The organism is Gracilimonas sp. BCB1 (genome assembly GCF_040117685.2).
Taxonomy (GTDB): domain Bacteria; phylum Bacteroidota; class Rhodothermia; order Balneolales; family Balneolaceae; genus Gracilimonas.
Genome location: NZ_JBEDYP020000018.1, coordinates 1 through 20,057, shown reverse-complemented (window position 1 = coordinate 20,057; position 20,057 = coordinate 1). Strand labels below are relative to the sequence as shown.

Annotated in this window: 19 protein-coding genes; 2 read left to right on the top strand and 17 right to left on the bottom strand. The window is 42.5% G+C overall.

The window, feature by feature from the left end; genetic code table 11:
• Window positions 1-12: 12 nt before the first annotated feature.
• The 8 genes from ABFW99_RS13970 to ABFW99_RS13935 are packed head-to-tail and all read right to left on the bottom strand — an operon-like array spanning window position 13 to window position 6,314.
• Window positions 13-1,332, bottom strand: coding sequence for a FliI/YscN family ATPase (locus ABFW99_RS13970; RefSeq protein ID WP_349355665.1), 1,320 nt, complete (start codon window positions 1,330-1,332; stop codon window positions 13-15).
• 5 nt (window positions 1,333-1,337) lie between these two features.
• Window positions 1,338-2,024 carry a FliH/SctL family protein gene (locus tag ABFW99_RS13965; RefSeq protein ID WP_349355666.1) on the bottom strand — a complete coding sequence of 229 codons (687 nt, stop codon included), beginning with the start codon at window positions 2,022-2,024 and terminating at the stop codon, window positions 1,338-1,340.
• A 5-nt stretch (window positions 2,025-2,029) separates the two neighbouring features.
• Window positions 2,030-3,073 (bottom strand): flagellar motor switch protein FliG, encoded by a 1,044-nt coding sequence (gene fliG / locus ABFW99_RS13960; RefSeq protein WP_349355667.1) that lies wholly within the window; start codon window positions 3,071-3,073, stop codon window positions 2,030-2,032.
• Between the two features lie 10 nt (window positions 3,074-3,083).
• The gene (gene fliF / locus ABFW99_RS13955; RefSeq protein WP_349355668.1) at window positions 3,084-4,724 is read right to left on the bottom strand and encodes a flagellar basal-body MS-ring/collar protein FliF; all 1,641 of its coding nucleotides are present in this window, start codon (window positions 4,722-4,724) and stop codon (window positions 3,084-3,086) included.
• Between the two features lie 12 nt (window positions 4,725-4,736).
• The gene (gene fliE / locus ABFW99_RS13950) at window positions 4,737-5,051 is read right to left on the bottom strand and encodes a flagellar hook-basal body complex protein FliE (RefSeq protein ID WP_349355669.1); all 315 of its coding nucleotides are present in this window, start codon (window positions 5,049-5,051) and stop codon (window positions 4,737-4,739) included.
• Between the two features lie 27 nt (window positions 5,052-5,078).
• Window positions 5,079-5,312, bottom strand: a complete 234-nt coding sequence (locus ABFW99_RS13945) for a hypothetical protein (protein WP_349355670.1) — start codon at window positions 5,310-5,312, stop codon at window positions 5,079-5,081.
• Window positions 5,313-5,316: 4 nt separating this feature from the next.
• A complete protein-coding gene (locus tag ABFW99_RS13940) occupies window positions 5,317-5,817 on the bottom strand; it encodes a flagellar basal body rod C-terminal domain-containing protein (RefSeq protein WP_349355671.1) in 501 nt (166 codons plus the stop codon).
• Window positions 5,818-5,828: 11 nt separating this feature from the next.
• On the bottom strand, window positions 5,829-6,314 hold the full coding sequence (locus ABFW99_RS13935; RefSeq protein WP_440707532.1) for a flagellar basal body rod protein FlgB: 486 nt from the start codon (window positions 6,312-6,314) through the stop codon (window positions 5,829-5,831).
• A gap of 56 nt (window positions 6,315-6,370) precedes the next feature.
• On the opposite strand from ABFW99_RS13935, the gene ABFW99_RS13930 reads away from it, so the two are divergent.
• Complete coding sequence (locus ABFW99_RS13930) at window positions 6,371-7,447, top strand: sensor histidine kinase (protein WP_349355673.1); 1,077 nt, start codon at window positions 6,371-6,373, stop codon at window positions 7,445-7,447.
• A gap of 167 nt (window positions 7,448-7,614) precedes the next feature.
• Window positions 7,615-9,009 carry a PAS domain-containing protein gene (locus ABFW99_RS13925; RefSeq protein ID WP_349355674.1) on the top strand — a complete coding sequence of 465 codons (1,395 nt, stop codon included), beginning with the start codon at window positions 7,615-7,617 and terminating at the stop codon, window positions 9,007-9,009.
• Window positions 9,010-9,113: 104 nt separating this feature from the next.
• Here ABFW99_RS13925 and ABFW99_RS13920 read toward each other — a convergent pair whose 3' ends face one another.
• The 9 genes from ABFW99_RS13920 to ABFW99_RS13880 all read right to left on the bottom strand — a co-directional run bounded on the left by ABFW99_RS13920 (window position 9,114) and on the right by ABFW99_RS13880 (window position 19,864).
• Window positions 9,114-10,442, bottom strand: a complete 1,329-nt coding sequence (locus ABFW99_RS13920) for a sensor histidine kinase (RefSeq protein WP_349355675.1) — start codon at window positions 10,440-10,442, stop codon at window positions 9,114-9,116.
• A 59-nt stretch (window positions 10,443-10,501) separates the two neighbouring features.
• Entirely contained in the window at window positions 10,502-10,900 is a 399-nt protein-coding gene (locus ABFW99_RS13915; protein WP_349355676.1) for a response regulator, read from the bottom strand.
• Window positions 10,901-10,954: 54 nt separating this feature from the next.
• Entirely contained in the window at window positions 10,955-11,359 is a 405-nt protein-coding gene (locus ABFW99_RS13910; protein WP_349355677.1) for a hypothetical protein, read from the bottom strand.
• A 90-nt stretch (window positions 11,360-11,449) separates the two neighbouring features.
• Entirely contained in the window at window positions 11,450-13,201 is a 1,752-nt protein-coding gene (locus ABFW99_RS13905; RefSeq protein WP_349355678.1) for a methyl-accepting chemotaxis protein, read from the bottom strand.
• Between the two features lie 33 nt (window positions 13,202-13,234).
• Window positions 13,235-13,747: a chemotaxis protein CheW gene (locus tag ABFW99_RS13900; protein WP_349355679.1), complete on the bottom strand. Its 513-nt coding sequence runs from the start codon at window positions 13,745-13,747 to the stop codon at window positions 13,235-13,237.
• 559 nt (window positions 13,748-14,306) lie between these two features.
• Window positions 14,307-14,738, bottom strand: a complete 432-nt coding sequence (locus tag ABFW99_RS13895; protein WP_349355680.1) for an energy transducer TonB — start codon at window positions 14,736-14,738, stop codon at window positions 14,307-14,309.
• A 229-nt stretch (window positions 14,739-14,967) separates the two neighbouring features.
• A complete protein-coding gene (locus tag ABFW99_RS13890) occupies window positions 14,968-16,110 on the bottom strand; it encodes a hybrid sensor histidine kinase/response regulator (RefSeq protein ID WP_349355681.1) in 1,143 nt (380 codons plus the stop codon).
• Window positions 16,091-19,273 carry a PAS domain S-box protein gene (locus tag ABFW99_RS13885; protein WP_349355682.1) on the bottom strand — a complete coding sequence of 1,061 codons (3,183 nt, stop codon included), beginning with the start codon at window positions 19,271-19,273 and terminating at the stop codon, window positions 16,091-16,093. The genes ABFW99_RS13890 and ABFW99_RS13885 overlap by 20 nt, the downstream gene beginning before the upstream one ends.
• A 378-nt stretch (window positions 19,274-19,651) precedes the next feature.
• Entirely contained in the window at window positions 19,652-19,864 is a 213-nt protein-coding gene (locus tag ABFW99_RS13880) for a response regulator (RefSeq protein WP_349355683.1), read from the bottom strand.
• Window positions 19,865-20,057: the final 193 nt, after the last annotated feature.

The window sequence follows — 20,057 nt, the reverse complement described above, 5'->3', positions numbered from 1 at the left end:
TGCTCGTGATTTTTATTCAAGAATTTTCTTTAGCGTATCCCAGAGATCATCGCTGAAATCTGTTTCGTTTAAGTCTTGTATCAAAAATGATTCCAAACCCGGATGTTTTTTTATGGATTCATCAATTTTCGGGTTCGAACCTTTCACATAAGCGCCAATGTTGATGAGGTCTTCAGCCTCGCGATAGGTGGCGAGCAGCTCGCGGGCTTTCATCGCTATTTGCCGTTGTTCGGGTGTCACAATCCTCGTCATCACCCGTGAAATACTTTCGAGAATATCAATCGCCGGATAATGATTTTTATGCGCTAAACGCCGGGAAAGCACGATATGGCCATCTAAAATAGACCGCACGGCATCAGCAATAGGCTCATTCATATCGTCATTATCAACCAATACGGTATATAAACCGGTGATGCTTCCCTTGTGTGTTTTACCCGGACGTTCGAGCAATTTCGGGAGAATGGTAAACACACTTGGAGTGTATCCTTTGGTGGTTGGAGGCTCCCCTGAAGCCAGCCCAATTTCTCGTTGAGCCATGGCAACCCTGGTCACAGAATCCATCATCAAGAGGACATTTTTTCCTTGGTCGCGGAAATATTCCGCAATAGCGGTTGCCGTAAATGCTCCTTTTACCCGACTCATGGCCGCACTATCGGACGTTGCCGCCACCACAACCGACCGCGATAACCCTTCTTCGCCCAGAGTATCATGAATAAATTCCTGTACCTCACGCCCACGCTCACCAATCAGGGCAATCACATTGATATCAGCGGAAGAATGCTTGGCAATCATCCCCATCAAAACGGATTTCCCGACACCGGAGCCGGCAAAAAGTCCGATTCTCTGTCCGGTTCCCACCGTATTCAAAGCATCCAGGGCTCGGATACCCGTAAACATAATATCATCTATGGGGGCGCGATCTAAGGGAGAAGGAGGATCGTTATGCACAGGCATTTGCCCGGATACACGAATTTGCCCTTTGCCATCGATGGGCTCAGCATTGGTATCTACTACCCGCCCCAGCATATCAAACCCAACCGGAACATTCAGCGATTGTCCCATGCTTTCCACTTTACAACCGGCTTTCATACCAACCACGCGATCGTAAGGCATCAACAGTGTTTTCCCATCTTTCAGCCCAACCACTTCGGAAGGCACAATGGTATCCATTACAGTATGAATGCCATATACTTCCCCAACGGAGGCTTCCAGCCCGGTACATTCGATGATAGTACCGATGATGGATGAAACTTTTCCATAACGCTTTACCTGACTCAATTCTCCGCTGATTTTCTCACGGATCGATTCGAAGTGCTCTTGTAAGGAGGGCATTTCAGCTATTTCCATGATGGCAGGGCTAAGGTCTTTTTAAATTCATCCAGCATTTCTCTGAAATTATGGACCACCGTTTCTTCCTGGGTTTCCAGCCTGAACTCGCCGGGATTGCAATCTTCTGAAACCTGCATGTTCAGCACCATGCTTTTCGAGAAATCATCTTTTAGTGCCTGCACAAATTCCAAATCATCTTCACAAACCCAAAGTATAGGTTTCGACTGTTCATTAATCTTTTGCAATAGCGGAACTATTTTTTCTTCCAGGGATTCTCTGATAGCCGGATTTTCAACCGGGATGCCAAGAATAGATTCGCTGATTTCAAATACCATATCCAACAGGCCGGGTTCCAGTATCTGTTGGCGGGTTTTCCATTCCTCATGAGCTTGAGTCATAGCTTCTTTTATTACTGAAATTTTATCGTCAATTTCAGACCTTGCTTTTTCTATGCCTTCAGTTTGGCCTGCATTAAATCCTTCAGCGTAAGCTTCATTGCGAACCTGTTCAAGCTTTCTTTTCCAACGGGAATCTCTTTCATCAAGTAACTCATTAATATCTGTCGTTTTTTCCGAGTATTCATCTTCTTCGTTTCTAACCTCACTTTCGTTAAAAATCATCTGGTAATTCAGGCGTTTACTGCCCTCATTAAACCAGCTAATTTGATTATTATCTAAGACCTTCTGAGTTCTCATCCTTCTTACTCAACTATCTCTTCTTCGTCCATCTTACGGGTAGAAATCTGGCCGTCTTCTTCCAGTTCTTTAATTTTCTTGATAATACGCTGCTGTGCTTCTTTCACATCCTTCAGCGCTACCGGACCAAGAGCATCCATATCTTCACGCAGCATATCGGCCGCACGATTCGACATGTTTTTGAGGAACTTGTTGGCCAGAGCTTCTTCCACTCCTTTGAGTCCCATAACCATATCGGCTTTTTCCATCTCGTTGATGATAAGCTGAACAGTACGGTCGTCGAAGTGCAGAATATCCTCGAACAGGAACATTTGCTCCTTGATATCGCTGGCCATTTGTTCGTCCCTGTCACCGATAGTCTCCAGCACATGGCGCTCAACGGTAATGTCGGAACCGTTAAGAATCTGGGCCACAATATTGGTTCCGCTTTTCACGCGGTCGCCAAGGGTATCCATACCGCCCATATGTTCCTTGATCACTTCTTCAATTTCCTCGATTACTTCCATGGAAATTTTATCCATACTGGCCAGCCGGTATACAATATCAGCTTGTAGTTCTTTGTCAAGATATCCGAGTATTTCAGCTGATTTCTCTACCTGGAGCTGAGAAAAGATAAGAGCGGCCACCTGGGGGTGCTCATTCTGAATGAACGAGGCAATTTGTGTGATTTTGGTTTGTTGAAATTCGTCAAATACGGTGCTGCCCGACTGTGCTTTAAGTCTCTTCAGCATCTTCTCTGAGTTAGCGCTGTCTCCCAATTGAGCAAGCAGGTCTTCGGCAGCATCCACACCACCTTTCAACATGTACTGCTTCACCTCCATGAGTGCATAAAATTCCTGCAAAACAGCATCTACGATTTCGGATTTCACATCCTTAATCTTGGCGATCTCAAGAGTGATTTTTTCAATCTCATTTTCATTCAGTGATTTCATCATTGTTGCTGCCGTGCGTGTGCCAATACTCATAATGAGCACCGCCGCTTTTTGAGGACCGTTTAAGTCCGACACATCGTTAAAAGCACCTTTTTTATTTCTTGTAGTAGCTGCCATATTTCCTCTTTTAATTATCTTCTGATGCTAACATTGCTCTCATCACCTGTGCGGCTTCCGCAGGCTTCAACTCAACAAAATTCACAATTTCATCCTTGTTGTATTTCTTCTCCGGGAGCTGCTTCGCTTGCTCTTCACCCTCTTCGCCGGTTGTGCTTTCTGAACCTTCGAGCTGATTTGACGCTGAGCTTTCCCCTGTCAATGAGTTTTGTTTCTCACTGCCTTCAAGCTGATCACCAGCCTTGAATTTGCTTACGGTCTTCATTTCATCGACACCTGATTTTTTCTTGATGCTATTGATCAGCAGGATAACAACCACAAAGGTGATGCCTATCAGAGACCAGCGTAAAATGTTGTTGGTGAAAGTAGGCTGGCCGGTAAAAAAGTCTCCGTTGTCGATAGGGTGTTTATCAAAAAACTCAACCTGTTTCACGGTCAGTTGATCTCCCCGGTTATCCTGAATACCCAGGGCCACTTTCACAACTTCTTTGAATTCTTCAACTTCCTGCTCAGAGTATGGCTCACTTACCAGTGTCTGATCTCCCTCTTCACTCTCTTCGAACCGCTGTTTGTAATTCAGTAACACCGAGGCTGATACCATCTTTAACTCACCCTGCGTCTTCTCAAAAACTTCCCGGGTTCGGTTTACTTCATAATTTCTAGTTTGAACCGTTGACCCGTTGTTGTTACTCGCAACTACCACCGATCCTGTTTGATTGTTGTTGGTCACATTTCCTGCAACCGGTTCCATCACCTCATCATTATTGGTTTGCTCTCTTTTCTCTTCGGAAATAATGGTTCGGCTATCGGGATCTATTAAATCTGACTCTCGTACAATACGATCAAAATCATGCTCCACAGAAACACGGAGAATACTGTTACCGGCACCCAGCACACGGTCCAGCATCGACTGTCCGCGCTCGGTCAGATAAGCTTCCGTTTTTTGGCGAAGCTGCATTTGGGATGAACCGAAAGCAAGTTCGGATTCATAATCAATTTCATCAGTCAGCCTGTTTCCGGCCTGATCCAAAACAGTGACGTTGGCCGACTCCAGCCCTTCCACACTACCGGCAATCAGAGATGTTATCCCTTCAATTTGTTCTTTTTTGAGGGCCTGTCCCTTTTTCAGGTTCAGGATTACAGATGCCGAGGCCTCTACTGATACTTCTTCAAAAGGAGACCGCTCGGGTAGCACCAAATGGATTCGGGAAAACTCAACCTGCTCCAGGCTGTTGATAGACCGGGCCAGTTCCCCTTCAAGGGCCCGCTTTTTATTTACCTGCTGCATAAAGTCGGTCATACCAAGAGCATTGGTATCGAAAAGCTCATAACCTTTCACATCCGAGAAGCTTCCGCCCATCGGGGCCAGTTCCAGCCGTAGTTCATGAACCTTGTCACTGGCTACATAAATAGCGCGGCCGCTTTCCTGCAGTTCGTAATTGATTCCCCGATTATTGAGCTCGGTTACAATTTCCTGGGCAACTTCAGGCTGTAAAGATCCAAACAAGAGTACATTTTCCTCCTGCTGAGACCAGTAAAAAACGCCTCCAATGATGGTGAGCACCACCAACATCAACACCACAAACATGGCACGCTGGGCATTGCTCAGCGGACCAAAAAACTCCTGAAAACTTTCTACATACTTATTCATTTAGGGAAGTCCTTATATTTGCATTCTGCTTATTTCATTATAGGTCTCAATGGCTTTGTTGCGCACTTCAACCATCATCTGGAAGCTGAGCTGAGCACGCTGCATTGAGATCATCACATCCGCTACGTTGTCGGTTTTACCGGCCACGTAATCCTGCATCTTCGTTTCAGAAGTTTTCATCGTAGTATCCACCCCGTTGATAGCATTGGACAGCATATCAGCAAAGGAATCTTTTTCAATATCATCTACCGCGATCTCATAATGCTTCGGGGTAATTTCAATATCCTTGGGTAGCTGTAATCCGTTTAATTGTACTGGACTTTGCATGGCTTTTTCTTACCTGTTTCCTTCTTTTTAAATTCGGGTGTCTATATTTCTTCCGCGTGATAACTCATGCTGATTCACTTTTCCATCGACTGAATAAATATTCATCGCGGTTTTTTTCTCAGCGGTAAATTTCTGGTTGATCAGAGAAGATTCATCCTGAGTCAACTTGGGTAAATCCTGCGAACCGGCTGCACTTCTGAGGGCGGTATTTCGGCTTACTTGCCCGGCTTGTTGGGTATAAATAGAATTAATGCTGTTCATGGTATCAGATCTCCAGTGATCGTTTAATAATTTCTTTTTCAGCTTCGATACTACTCAGGTTGGCTTCATAAAGACGATTGGCACTTACCATCTCCGTCATTTCACGCACCATATCTATGTCCGGATATTTTACCATCCCGTTTTCATCAGCGTCGGGGTGATTCGGGTCATACTCAAAGCGAAAATTATTTTGCTCGCTTACTTGAAAGTCAGGTCCCAGTCCGGTTGCTTTTTTGCCGTTCGGATCGTTTCCAACACCGGTTGCCATATGCTTGGGATTGGTTCTTGTGAGTGAAGAAACACTCTCGGAAAGTACCTGTAGAAATTTTTGTTGATCCGGGGCTAAAGATTGTACCCGTTTTGGCCGATAAACATTCTCGGAGCCTGCCGGGGCTGAAGTTTGAGCATTGGCAATATTTTGCGATGCCACGGAAATCCGCTCACGTTGTAAGGCCAGGCCCTGAGCAGCAGTTTGAAATGTTGATGATAATCTATCTGGGAGCATCTGAATCGGTTTTATCGGTTAATACCTGTAATTCCTGATTTGAGCAGGCTAAAGTGATGACGGAGTGAACGGGTTACCATTTGAACCCGAATCTGTGTATCGGCCATCTCAATCATCTCATCTTCCAGAATTACACTTTCTTCGGTTTGTACGATTGAGGGTGACACCGATTTCATTCCGCTGATGCCTTCATCCAGCTGTGCCTGCTGAAGTTCTTCCTCAAAAAGCACTTCATGCCTTTTATAATTTGGCGTATCAGCATTAGCTATGTTTGAAGCCGTCACTTTTTGGCGAAGCGAATAGGTATCCATCGCACGGGCCAACATTTGACTATGATTACTGTCGATAAAGTTCATTGAAAATTTGCTTTGGTTGTGAGTCACTCGCACGGATAATTGCAATTGCTGTGCCAGCTCACCAAATCTCCCTTCAGATGACCTGATATCCATTTTTTCAGGAACAATCGGAAAAGACAAGAGTAGAATTGACCGCTTCATGGCAAATTTTTCCGTCTTTCCGAAATTATTTAAGACATACAGGGGACTGCTGATAAATGTTCAGACAATCAGAACAAGACCAAAGCAACATGATGATGATGACCTTACGGCAAGAAATTTGCACACCAGATTTGGAAGCAAAACCCGTTAATGCATTTAAGCAGATTGATGGTTACCATTACACAACTTCGGAGTATACATTAATGCAGATTATAAAAGACCTATTTAACGGGTATCCACACCCCATTATGGTTTTACATCGTAATAACCGGGAAATCTGTTATGTCAGCCATTCCTCTTCCGAAGCTGATAGTTTGTTAGGGCAAAATTTTGATAAGGCCATCACTTTCGTCGATCATGAAGTATCCCGGGAACCGGTTGCCCGCTTCAACAACCGGTGGCTTGAGTTTGAAGAACGTCTTTTTTCATGGGAGCAAGAAAAGTACACGCTGGTAGTTTTTAAGCAACGGAATGAAATCCCTGAGGAGAAAACATTAGTCTCATGGAAGAATATGATTGCCGTTATGCTTCACCGATTTCGTTCTCCCCTTACGGGTATATCCGGCTATGTTGATATGCTGAGTGAGCATAATAACGATGCCCGGCAGGACAAGTATTTCAACCTCGTCAACAAGGGGCTCGATCACCTTTATGATATGATGGACGAGCTGGAGATACTTTATACCATCGATTCAGATCAGACCGAAGTTGAGCTCACCTCATTTAAAGCAAACAAATTGTTTCAAAGCATCCTGCTTGATTACCCCACAGATGTACAAGAAAGAATTGATATGAGCTCCATTGACTTTGACATGGAACTTCACGGGAATCCGGCAAGCCTCAAAAAAATCATTGAGCTTTTAATTCAAAACGGCCTGGATCATGGACCTGATCATGCTGTGACTATTTCTGTTCCCTCTGAAAAACTTATTCAGATTTCGAATCCCGGCCCGGCTATTCCGGAATCCATATCCAAAAACCTTTTCAGTCCTTTTGTAACTGATAAAGCCAATGGCCTCGGCATTGGTTTAACACTGGCTTTGCTTTATGCTCATCAGCTCGGAGGAACCATCTTCTTGTCAAAAAATGATGAGGTGGAAGGAATTACCTTCAGTTTGTGCCTTCCTGAGTAATTACCTGCAAACTTTAATGCTGCAGATCACTTATCTCCAATAAGTGGTCTTTTTTTGTATCTCATCACTGCTAAAAACTAATGTTTTTTCCAATTCTACCGATAAAACAAACGGTAAAGTATATATAGCACTGATCCGATTACATCTAAATAAAGCAAGCTAACCACATGTTGACAGAAGAACTTACAAGCAGAAAGATTAAAGATCTCAATAAACCGGTACCCGTAAATCAGGAAAGCCCTTTTATCTTCGAAGAACTATTCTTCTCAGTCACAGATCCTAAATCCAATATCACTTATGCCAATGAAGTTTTCGTGCGGATAAGTAAATATGACAAGGAAGAAGTAATTGGCCAGCTTCATAAATTAATCCGGCATCCCGAAATGCCCCGGGCTGTATTCAATATTTTCTGGGATCACCTAAACTCCAATAAACCGGTAGCCGCATATGTTAAAAATATGGCAAAAGACGGTTCTTACTATTGGGTGATGGCGCTGGCTTTCCCATGCAAAGGTGGATATTTATCGATCCGTTTAAAACCCGGAAGTGACCTTTTTGATACCATCAAAGAGTGCTATGCCAAAACCCTGCAGTTTGAAAAGCGAAAAGAACAGCAGTTGGGTGACAAGAAAAAAGCCATGGAAGAATCCCGGGCTTACCTGTTAAACCTACTCAAAGCAGAAGGATTTGGAGACTACAGGGAGTTTATGTGGAAGGCTCTTCAACAAGAAATGAGTTACCGGGAAAGCATACTCAATGAAAGTATGTCGGAGGAGAAGAAGAAAACGGATAAACATATCGTGCCACCGGTACTGGTCAAGGTTGAGACCGTTCTGAGTGAACTGGTATTGGGTTTAGAAAGCCTGCAGAATATTCATAACGCCTTAATCGGGCACTCTGATTACATATTAAAATTGGCGCGTTCTATCCTGTTACTTTCCCTGAACGCTCAAATCAGTTCTTCCAAGCTTGATCAGGATGATATATCCCTGTCGGTGGTTGCTGAAAAAATGGGCGAACAGTCTGTGGATGGTGAGAAAAGACTCATCAACATGAAAGAAAATATTCATCATTTAAGCGACCTGATTACAGAACTCAATTTTGACATTATTTCTGCTAAGCTACAGGTTGAAATGACTATTGATTTCCTTAAAGAGCTGGAAAGCAGAAAATTTGAAAAGGATACAGCCATTATCCACTCTGATGAGGTTATTGACTTTTTGTATGACGCTTTTATGCCCCGTTTAGATGTAATTACCAATGGAATCGGTAAAGTACCGGCCTACCTTCGTGATCTTATCAATGGAGTGAAAGATATAGAGCGGTTTTTGCTGGTTTTACGATTTATCCACATAACCGGGAAGGTGGAAGTTGCCCGGATGAACGATGATTCGAATTCGTTCTCGACCACCTTTCAGGATCTGGTAAATGAAATTGAGACAGCCGAGTCACATCTCAGTGAACTAAATGAGGTTGTGAACGATAATAAAGACAGCGGACTGATGTACACCGCCTACCAGGAACGCCTCACAAACCTTATTGCAAATATTGACCGCAAATAAGCTGCCGCGGCCAATACTGTTAGGGTAACACCCCAAAAAAAAGAGGAGTCAATTGGCTCCTCTTTTATTTTATCTGATATACTGACTTATCCTACTCTTCAATTTCAGCAAAAATTAGCGCTGGTCGAACCCTTTATATTCTCCTTCTTAAAGCACAAGGTAAAGGTGGTTCCCCCCTCATCGGAAATATATTGATACGACCCGTAAAGCTGCTTTACCAGGGTTTTAAGTAGCGTATTCCCCAAAGTTTTATCTTTGTCAATATCAAAGTCTTCCGGGAGGCCTGAACCGTTATCCGATATGGATATAAAAACTGTATCACCCTGGGTATAAAGCTGAATACGAATTTTGCCCGACTCCGCTTTGGTAAAAGCATGTTTATACGCATTGGTAATCACCTCGTTCATAATCAATGAACAGGGATGTGCCTGGTTAATATTTAACTGCACCGATTCAACATCCAGCTTCACATCAATCTTCTGAGTCAGCTCATAGTACATCTTAGAAATAGAAGTTACGATCTTCTTCAGATTCTGGCCAAACTCCAGCTGGCTGAAGCTCCCGGATTCATATAACAGCTCATGCATATTCGCCATAGCTTGCACACGCCCCACACTCGAATACAGTTTCGACTGAACACTTATATTATCTTCGGTGAAGGCTTGTAGCTGCATAAGCCCTGAAATAATAGCCAGATTATTTTTAACGCGATGGTGCAGTTCCGACAAGAGAACTGTTTTCTCTTCCACCGCCATTTTAAGCTCCTTCTCGGTCTCTCGGAAAGGAGTAATATCCTGCCCAACCATGATAAAGCTCGTTATAAAATCATATTCATTCCGGACCGGGGTAAGTGTAGCTGAAAATACAAAGGTGCCGCCTCTCTTCTTACTATTGATTAGCTCTCCTTTCCACTCCTCACCCTTTGCTATCGCTGTTCTTAATTCCGTGTACTGTTGCTGATAGTCGAGACTGGATTTAAACATCTCCAGTCCGCAACCTATAACTTCCTCTTCTTTGTATTGCGAGAGTTCTAAAAAACTTGGATTTGCATACTCTATAAAACCCTGCCTGTCTGCTATAAGTATTAACGCCGGGCTCAATTCAGCAACTTTACTAAACTTGTAATACGGGTTTTTGGCTACGCCCAGCTTCGAAGGATCTCCAAATGAGGGCTGAAACATATTGCTGGAATGATTTCTGATCAACCTTATTATTTTACTTTGGGATGGTACCGAAAACTCTACTTCCGCCTGATCCTGCTCACTTTTTCCCACTTTCCTAAGAGTCGATTTTGCCATATTTATCTCTTCTTCAGGTTCCCGGGAGTCTTGCGTTTTCAAATAATTGAGCCGACAACTATTCCCCTCCAAATCATACTTCATACCTTTTTCCGACTCTCCGGAGAGCTTTTTCTTAGGTGAAGAATTTTTCATGGTTCATCTCCTCATAGTTATCTTGATTATCAGGCATCTTTCTGTTTGCAGATGAATGTTCACCCTGCGTCACTGTTTTTCATATTTATCATCTCACTTATTTTGTCTTTCAACAAAAGATGGGTCAATGGTTTATGTACAAAACCAAGTCCCTGCCTCAATATGGCATCAATACGATCCTCGTTGTTTTCAGAAGACACAACGATGGCAGGTATATCGGCCATCTCTTTATGATCCCGGGCATAATCCAGCATTTCCAGGCCATCCATTATCGGCATGTAAATGTCAACCAACATCATATCTACCTTTTCTTTTTCAAGTACTTCCAGGCCTTCTTTACCATTCTCAGCTTCAAAAATTTCTGCTACTTCTACATCAAGATCTGCTGAAAGCACTGTACTTTTCAGAAGTACTCTCATTGCAGGATCGTCTTCAACAATCAGTACATTTATCTTCATCCCTACTGCTCCTAACTATTAGATTTGATAAAACCCTCTGTGAAAAATTTTTACTTAAAGAATCAAAGCCAGAACAACCGCAACAACCGACAGCATCACCGCTACGGCTGAAATTGTTATAAATATAGTCGTTCGTTTTTTCTCTGAATTTAAATCAGCCAATACCGCTGACACCAACGGATAGTTAACACTCAGTCCTTCAAACTTTTCGGACATAAAGAATGTGGTAGTATCACCGTTCTCATCTTTGTAGCTATACTTTTTATTGAAGTGATAGTACAGGCGCCCGAAAATCATGTCTTCTTCGACTCCGCAAGCATCCGCAATTTCCTGGATGTTAACCGGCACCCGTATGCGGGCAATCCGATCGGGTTCATCCTTAGCGTACTTCTTGTACTCGTCATAGTAGCGATAATAAATATCCTCAATGATCTCTAAGTCTGTTGGTATTTGATCCATGTTAACCTCTCTGTTTTATACTTGAATAGAGAATCCGTTTAAACAGATTCTCTACTACAAGTTTGTATTCATTTATGTAGTCTTTCCTGATTAGAAATCACTAAAGTCTTCGTCATCTTCAAAAGGAATTAGTTCATGAGCTTCTACTCTTTTAGAAGCCCCATTCTTATGACCATTTGAATAAGTGTCATTGGATCCATTTCCGTTATGTTGTCCATTGCCATTACTGTGGCTTCGTCCATTTCCGTTTACGAATCCGTTCTGGATGGTTTTGTTAATAACAGGTTGTGATTCTGCACGCTGTATAAACGTACCGTTACCGATACTGGCTGAACTTCCTCCCCCAACAAGACCTACCAGCTCAACGATGATATTATTCAACTCATTGGCCTGAGAAGTAAGTTCTTCGGCTGCACTGGCTGATTCTTCTGAAGAAGAAGCATTATCCTGAACCACGTTATCCATTTCAGTCATTACTGAAGTCATTTGCTCAATTCCGACAGCTTGCTCTTTGGAAGCCGCTGAAATTTCAACAACAAGTGTACTTACACTAGCGATACTCTGCTCAATAGCTTTAAGATTTTCAGACACTTCCTCAGCCACACTTGAACCACGGTCAGAACTTGCCTGTGATTTTTGGATGAGTTCAGACGTATTCTGGGCTGCTTCCGCACTTCGTTGCGCCAGGTTACGAACTTCCTCGGCGACCACGGCAAATCCTTTACCGGCTTCTCCGGCACGCGCAGCTTCAACGGCAGCGTTTAGAGCCAGCAGATTGGTCTGAAATGCGATATCATCAATAGTGTTAATAATTTTAGATGTTTCCTGGGCAGAATTTTTAATCTCATTCATAGCCTGAACCATACGTTGCATGGCTTGCACCCCATTTTCAACCAGCGGCTTCGACTCATTCATAGCCAACTCAGCCTGACTCGAGTTATCATCGGTCTGCTTAATTTGGGCGGCCATCTCTTCCAGCGAGGATGTCGTTTCTTGTAGGCTTGCGGCCTGCTGGCTGGCACTTTCAGCCAACTGTTGGCTTGCACTCGAAAGTTGTTCCGAGGATACACTAACCTGGTCGGAACCGGTTTTAAGTCTTTCGATGATTCCCTTTAGTACACTACTGATAGACCTGCCCACAAAGAACCCAAATGCCAGCACACCCAATACCGAAAGCACAGCTACCACGCTTATAATCCAAACATAGTTGTTCACTGTGGCCTGGGTATTATCGGCTAAAGCCCTGGCACCATCTTCGGCGGCAGTATTTATGGCAACCGAACGATCCAATAATTCCTGGTATTCTACCGCTGCCTTTCTTTCAGCATCAAATAATGCATTGCTGACTTTTGTAAGTTCCGAGGGATCGGTGTTGTTCTCCAACGCCAGGGTTGCATCAAGGTAGTCCTGAAGATTACTTTCATAACTTTCAATGACTTCTTTAAGCCCCACCATATTTTCTTCAAGAACAGGCAGATCGTAGTTCTCTACATAATCTTCAAATTCACCATACTCCCCATATATTTTTTCGAATCTGGAAAGCGCCGTTTCCATATAGGAAATATCATTCGTATTTGTGAACTGCAGATGTTCATAACCTGCTTTTCGAACAGCCGTTTCAAAAGCTGCAGCCGTTCCCCACTCATTAAATGATACTTCGGATAAAGAAGTGGTATTGCTTTGAATTTTACTTAGTGAGAATAAAGCAATAGCCCCAAGTATAAGTGTTACTACAGCTGCAGATGCTGTTAGAAAGAATATTCTTTTACCTATGGTCCAGCTACCTTCGGCTGCACTCACACCCTCGCTTATGTTGTTCAGATAGTTATTAATCGATGACATTGTTACCTCATGTTTACTGTTTTAATTTGTTGATTAAGCGGCGGTTTCGTTTGTTTCCAATACCTCTTCAGGTACATCAAATAGAACTTTGTGGATATCAACGATCATTTTTACAGACTCTTTAACTTTGCCGATACCAGCCAGGTATTCGCTGTTTCCCTTCACGCCAAATGAAGGAACTTCCTCTATTTGATTTTCTTTGATGTCGGCCACTTCTGATACTTTATCCACCAGAACCCCCATCAGGTAATCATCCTCTTGTACTACAATCACGCAGGTTTCGTCGGTGTCTTCCACGGCGGGTAGTTCAAAGCGAAGGCGCAGATTCATTACAGGAACAATCTTCCCCCTAAGGTTTAATACTCCGCGTATGTACTTCGGCATTTTTGGAACAGGCGTAATCGGCATCAACCCAATAATTTCCTGTACCTTTAAAATTTCAATTGCATATTCCTCTTTACCTAAAAAGAAGCTGAGAAATTTTCCGCCAGCTATAATATGGTCCGGTGTTTCGGCCTCTTTTTCCTTAACCAGTGTTTCTTCCATGTCAATGATAGTTTTGCTTCTTTTCGGGCTTTCGGGATTCATAAGCTGAGAACCCTCACACAGAGACCCCGTCGCCAAAAAGCATAGTTATTTGGTTTGATAGTTAGTTTATCGGACGTGCCGGGATTTTCTTAAATGATTTTAATATCCGCAGGCAACTATTTTCGATGGGGATGACTCTATTATAACATCTTCTCTCTTTCACGAAGCTATTCAGAGTATAGCGCCTGCCGACCGTTCCCGGTTGAATGAATCTTAGCATGATATGCCTACCAAGTTTTTTCTGGTACAGACCCTTCGTGGTTAACAGCCAGACCCATTCAAACTTTCCTGCCCTCCGGATGACTTTGTGACCAGGGGCACCTTACAGCTTCCTCAAGACCTGCAAGCGCAACAGGAGCCGACGCTTTATTTCACGACAAGCTCCGAGCTCTTTTGGAACGCATGGAGGCTCTGTTTCCTGCAATTTCACTCGGGAGAGGTATTTCAAGCACAAAAAAAAGCATTACCCTGATCAGGATAATGCTTTTGGGGATGTTATGTCTTAGTCTAAAGTTCTTTAGCTGTTGATTTTGAAGCTTACAGGAAGTGTGTAGTACACCTTAACAGCTTTTCCCTGTAATTTCCCTGGAGTAAATTTCACCTTTTTAATTCCTTCTATCGCAGCCTCACCACAACCGGCTCCAATATCTTTTATTACTTCCGGGTTCTTAACTTTTCCATTTTCATCAACTACGAATTTGACAAAAACACGTCCTTCAATACGTCCGGCTACAGCAGCACGGGGATAATCAATATTTTTATAAACCTCTTTAATGCCGCCTTCAATCTCGGGCATCTGATCTACTACATCGTAGATCTTTACAGAGTCGTCGGCAGCAATTTCAAAAGCTGTGCTCTCAACAATTTCTGATAATGATTCAGCATTTGCACTCGATACCAGTGCCAGTACAATTACAAAAGAAAATAGTTGTATTGATTTCTTAAGCATGGGTTTTTCCTCAATTTTGGATATCTGTATAAAAAAGATTCAGGTATTAGTATTTCTTATACAGTTATCGGCCCGGCTATTTTTTTCTTAAATGTTTTTCTTAAAATTTTTTAATAAATCATCTTTTATTAAAAAAGCGCCCAATCGTGCAAAGATGATCACTATGGGTAAAAAAAAAAGCAGTAGAAATTTCTTTCTACTGCTTTCTAAAAATCTGGGTAATTAAAGTTTAAGCGGCTATAACCTTTTGTTCTGTTTGTGGAATAACCAGGGTAAATGTTGAACCTGTACCCTCTTCACTCTCAACAGTGATACTGCCACTGTGCAACTTTGCCAATTCATTGCAAAGCAGTAACCCAAAACCTGCACCATTAATATTCATGGAGGATTCATCTTTGGGGTGCTCCATTTTGAAAAGGCGTTCCTTAACCTGTTCAGACATACCAATGCCATGATCTTTGACTGAGATCTTCAGGTTCTCATTAAACTCTATGTTGATATCGATGGTACTCCCATTCTTGTCACTGAATTTGAGTGCATTCGATAAGAAATTCCGAATTATCGTTCGGATGAAAGACTTATCCGCATTTATTTCGAAATCTTCTTCGGGATGTATCCGAATTTTAATGGCTTTCTTGTCAGCTATAAGCTTCATTGCTTTAGCGTCGTCTTCAATCGCCCTTAGTAAGTAGAAATTACTTCGGTTCACTTTCAATTCTTTGCTTTGCACGCGGGCCCAGCTCAGTAAATCGGTAAGCAGATTCCACAAGTTGGTAGAAGATTCATTAATTAATGTGAGGAATCTCTTCAGTTTTTGGGGATCCGTATTTTCGAGATCGTTTAGCAGCATGTTTATAACACCACTTATCCCGTTTACAGGACCTCTCAGGTCATGCCCGATTACCGAGTAAATCCGGTCTTTCATCAGGCTTAATTCTTCAAGCTTCTGGTTTTGCTCTTTCAGCTTATCTTTAGACTGCTTAAGGGAGATATGGGTATCAACCCTTGCCAGTAATTCCTGAGTATTAAAGGGTTTCGTTACATAATCTGCCCCCCCGAGATTCAGACCATGAACTACACTTTCCTGTTCTACTTTGGCCGTCAGAAAAATCACGGGTATATGTTTCAAGTCCGAATGAGCCTTTAGTTCTTCACATACTTCAAAGCCTGATTTCCCGGGCATCATAACGTCCAGAAGAATAAGGTCGGGCATATACTTAAGAGCACTGTCCAGCACCTGTTCCGGTTTTGAAACCGCTGCTACTTTATAACCGGCTTCCCGGAGGGTGGTGCCCAGCAACTGAAGATTCTTTGGAACATCATCTACAATAAGGACAAATCCTCTTTCGGTATTACTGCTTTGCTTTTCCATAGATTTCTACTGATTCCTTATTGTTATTTACGACTGGGATATTCGTCTGAATTACCTGATCATATTTCGTTAACGATTCCTCAACACCTTCTATATCAAAACAGGAGGCATATTCGAGTATGTTATCGGCCAGAATTTCCAGTTCTGAAATATTTAAATCCGACCCTGCTTTTTTAAGTTCTTCAGCAAACGCTTCACAGGTATCCATCATTAAAGCCTCTCTGTCAATTTCTTCTAACAGGTTATTTAACCCGGACTGCCATATTGTTGAAAATGCCTGCACCTGCTCCTCATTCCAGACCGAAATCCCCGCTTCTTCCGGCAAATCTACTTTCGCTGCATTTTTGGATGTGCTTTGATCTTCAGTTGACGAGTGTGTCAGAAACTCACTCAAATTACGGACCAGGTTTCGGTAACTGATGGGTTTACGCAGATAACCGTCAAATCCAAGTTCTTTCACTTCATCTCCGTATCCGATAAATCCAGATGCAGTGAGAGCGAGAATCTTCACCCCCGGGTTATGCTGCTTTATGATTTTCATGGTTTCCACGCCGTCTAACCCGGGCATTTTAATATCCATCAGAATCAGGTCAATATCTTGTTCTTTAGCTTTTTGAATGGCTACATTGCCATCACAGGCTTCAAGGATGGTGAGTGGATGTTCTTTCAGGAATTCTATAACCAATTCCCGGTTGGTTGAAATGTCATCGGCCACCAGAACAGTTGCCTCGTCAAATAAGATGTCTTTTATCAGGATGTCATCTTCATTATCTATTGCAAGCACCGATGAAGTAACAACTTCAGGTATGGTAAGAGTAAAACAACTTCCCGATCCGGGCTCACTTTCGACAGAAATATCTCCTCCAATCATTTCTGCAAGCTTTTTACTGATTGACAATCCTAAACCGGTTCCACCATACAGATCGGTAATTTTACGCCCCTGTTGCTCAAACGCGTTAAAAATCTTGTCGATCTTTTCCTCGGATATACCAATCCCGGTATCACGCACTTTTATCAGCAGATCTACTTTACTGAGGTCTTGCTGTTCCATGTTGGCTCCCAATTCAATCGTAACCTTCCCTTTTTGGGTGAACTTTATGGCATTTCCAACCAGGTTAAACAGGATCTGACGAAGCTGTACGTCATCAAGCAGCAGAGCCTCGGGAATTTCATCCTCGATTATTACTTCCATTTCAATGCCCTTCTGTTCGCTTTTTACAGAAAACACGTCTCTGATTTCCCGAACAAAGCTTTTCACATCCGTAGGAGTCAGATTGATCTCCTGCTTTCCGGCTTCAATTTTCGAGAGATCCAGAATATCATTGATGAGCTGTAAAAGCATCTTACCGCTGCTGGTAATATTTTCCAGATACTTCTTACTTACTCCGGTGGTAGCTCTCTTTTGAAGCAATTCCGTAAACCCTAAAATAGAGTTCATCGGAGTTCGGATTTCATGGCTGATATTGGCTAAAAATTCACTCTTAGCTCTGTTGGCAGCCTCAGCTTCTTCCTTTGCCTTCACCAATTCCAGTTCCATATACTTACGCTCAGAAATATCCTGAAATACCCCATACACTTTATCAATGCTTCCGTCCGATTTTTTATCGGCCATGCCTATTGCCCGAACCCATCTTTCGTTCCCTTTAGCTGTTACAAATGGGAGCTCCAGGTCATAACCCTCTCCGGTTTGCGCAGTATGAGCAAATGCCTTTTCAATAATATTACGGGCTTCTCCGGGAAAATAACTTAGGCCATCAATCAAATTCGTATCTGTTCCTAAGGGAAGTTCGTGTACATTATAAACCTCTTTGGTCCACAAAGATTTACCGGTATCCAGGTACACTTCCCAGCCCCCCACAGCAGCCAGTTTATTAGTTTCTTGTAGCAATAATTCCAGTCGTTTCCTTTCCGTAACATCCCTGGTACCGGTTCGGAGCTTTATTACCTCTCCCTGTTCGTTTAAAACAGGTTCTGTATTGGTCTCCAGCCATATGTAGTCACCGTTCTTTTTCCTGGTTCGGTAGGTAAAACTCTTAACTTGTTCTCCAATTTTGGCTTTTTCGTGAGACTCTTTCTGGATTCTTTCAATATCGTCAGGATGAAACCGTGAATACGGATTCATTCCGACTATTTCTTCCTGAGTAAACCCCAACAGTTCTTCTACAACCGGAGAAGCGTATATATAGGTGCCATCGGGTTCATGTAAGCATACCATGTCGGAAGAATGGTTGGCCAATAGCTCATATAACTTCCGGCTTTCACTTAACTCTTCTTCAATTTCTTTCTTTTCCAGTATAGAGCCGATCCATTCCGCAAGGAGCTTAATGGTATCTTTATCGCCCCCGGTAAACTCTCTTCTGGTTTGTTCACTTGAAAAATTCAGGGTCCCAAACAATTCACTATCTATATAAACAGGAGCCCCAATATAACTTTCCAGCTTAAACTGCTCATAACAAACATGATGACAGTACTCTGATTCTCCCATATGGTTAATAGCGAGCACTTCATCGGCTTTTAGCATTATATCGCAGTAGGTATTGCCCAATTCAAACTCCATACCTTTTTCCAAGCCGGAGTCCTCGGGATAGAAGTACTCAACAGCATAGGTTTGGTCTTCAACAGAACTAATAATCCCAATCTCCAGCCCTAAAAGCTCTGAGGTAAGTTTTAAAGATTGATTAATCTGCTGATCGTAGTCGTAGATATCCTGACTCATCACATTTACGAGCAGGTGCAGCTGATCTGTGAGCTGCTGCAGGTTTGCCTCTTTGTGCTTCTGATCACTCAGGTCTTTAATTAAACCTAAATAGCCTATCGTATCTCCATCACTATTCTTAACTACACTCCCTACAGTTTCTGCAATAAATTCTTTCCCTTCCTTGGTCATGTACTCTATTTCGTACGAATCATTCCGGACTGAAGACTTCTTATTATATTTCGTTTCCCCGGTTTGTTTAAAATCTTCCCTATTCGCATACAATATGGCCGTTTTGTTGCCGATCACATCTTCAGCCGAAAACCCGAATATTTTTTCTAAGGCATTATTTACAGCTATTATCTCCCGTTCTGTATTCGTTATAACTGCAGCATGCGGTATGCTTTGAAATACCGATGTAAGGAAATCAGTATTCAGCTTCTCTAATAATTGTTCTTCAGGTTTCATGTATTCTTCATTATGTATGCCGATTGATTGGGCTTATCGACCAAAACGATTCCTTATGAAGAGCTTCAAAGAATAAACTTCATTAGAAAATTTTAATAAAAGGTAGGCGCTGAATACTAATAATGAATCGGCTTTTTGGCCTAATTTGGAAAGAAGTGTTTATTAGGTATTTATACCTAATATGGTAACCTGTAACTCTTAAAACAGTGCAGGTTTCACGATACCGTGAACGACTCACTTACGTACCGGAATGCATTCTGTGTCCGGCCACCATGCTACCCCAAACAACCAACTCCTCCGGTATACAAGCGAAGGGGTTCAGCCCTTCGCTAATAACAAAATCAAATACAAAAACCAGGAACTGATAGCATCAGCCTATTAATGCATCACCCCTAATACATCCAATATCTTCTCTTTCAGCACTTCCGGTGTAAAGGGTTTGTGAACAAAACCGGCGTACTGCTCATCAATAATTTTGATTCGTTCGTTGTTACTTTCCGTTGAAACAATAAGTACCGGCATATCCATAGTGATGGGATTTCTGCGGATATTATCCAGCATTTCCATTCCATCCATAACGGGCATATTCACGTCAATGAAAACTCAAATCCAGCCAGTTGTTGTCAACCACTTCCAATCCTTCGTAAACCGTTCGGTTTGCCCTTACCAAGCGGCGCACGAAAAACGCGAAAGCGTTTCACGATAAATGCGAAAACCTAAGATGTTCAAAGCTGCACCAGTGGTTAAATATCCGACTGGCACAACCTACGAAGTAACAAAACAT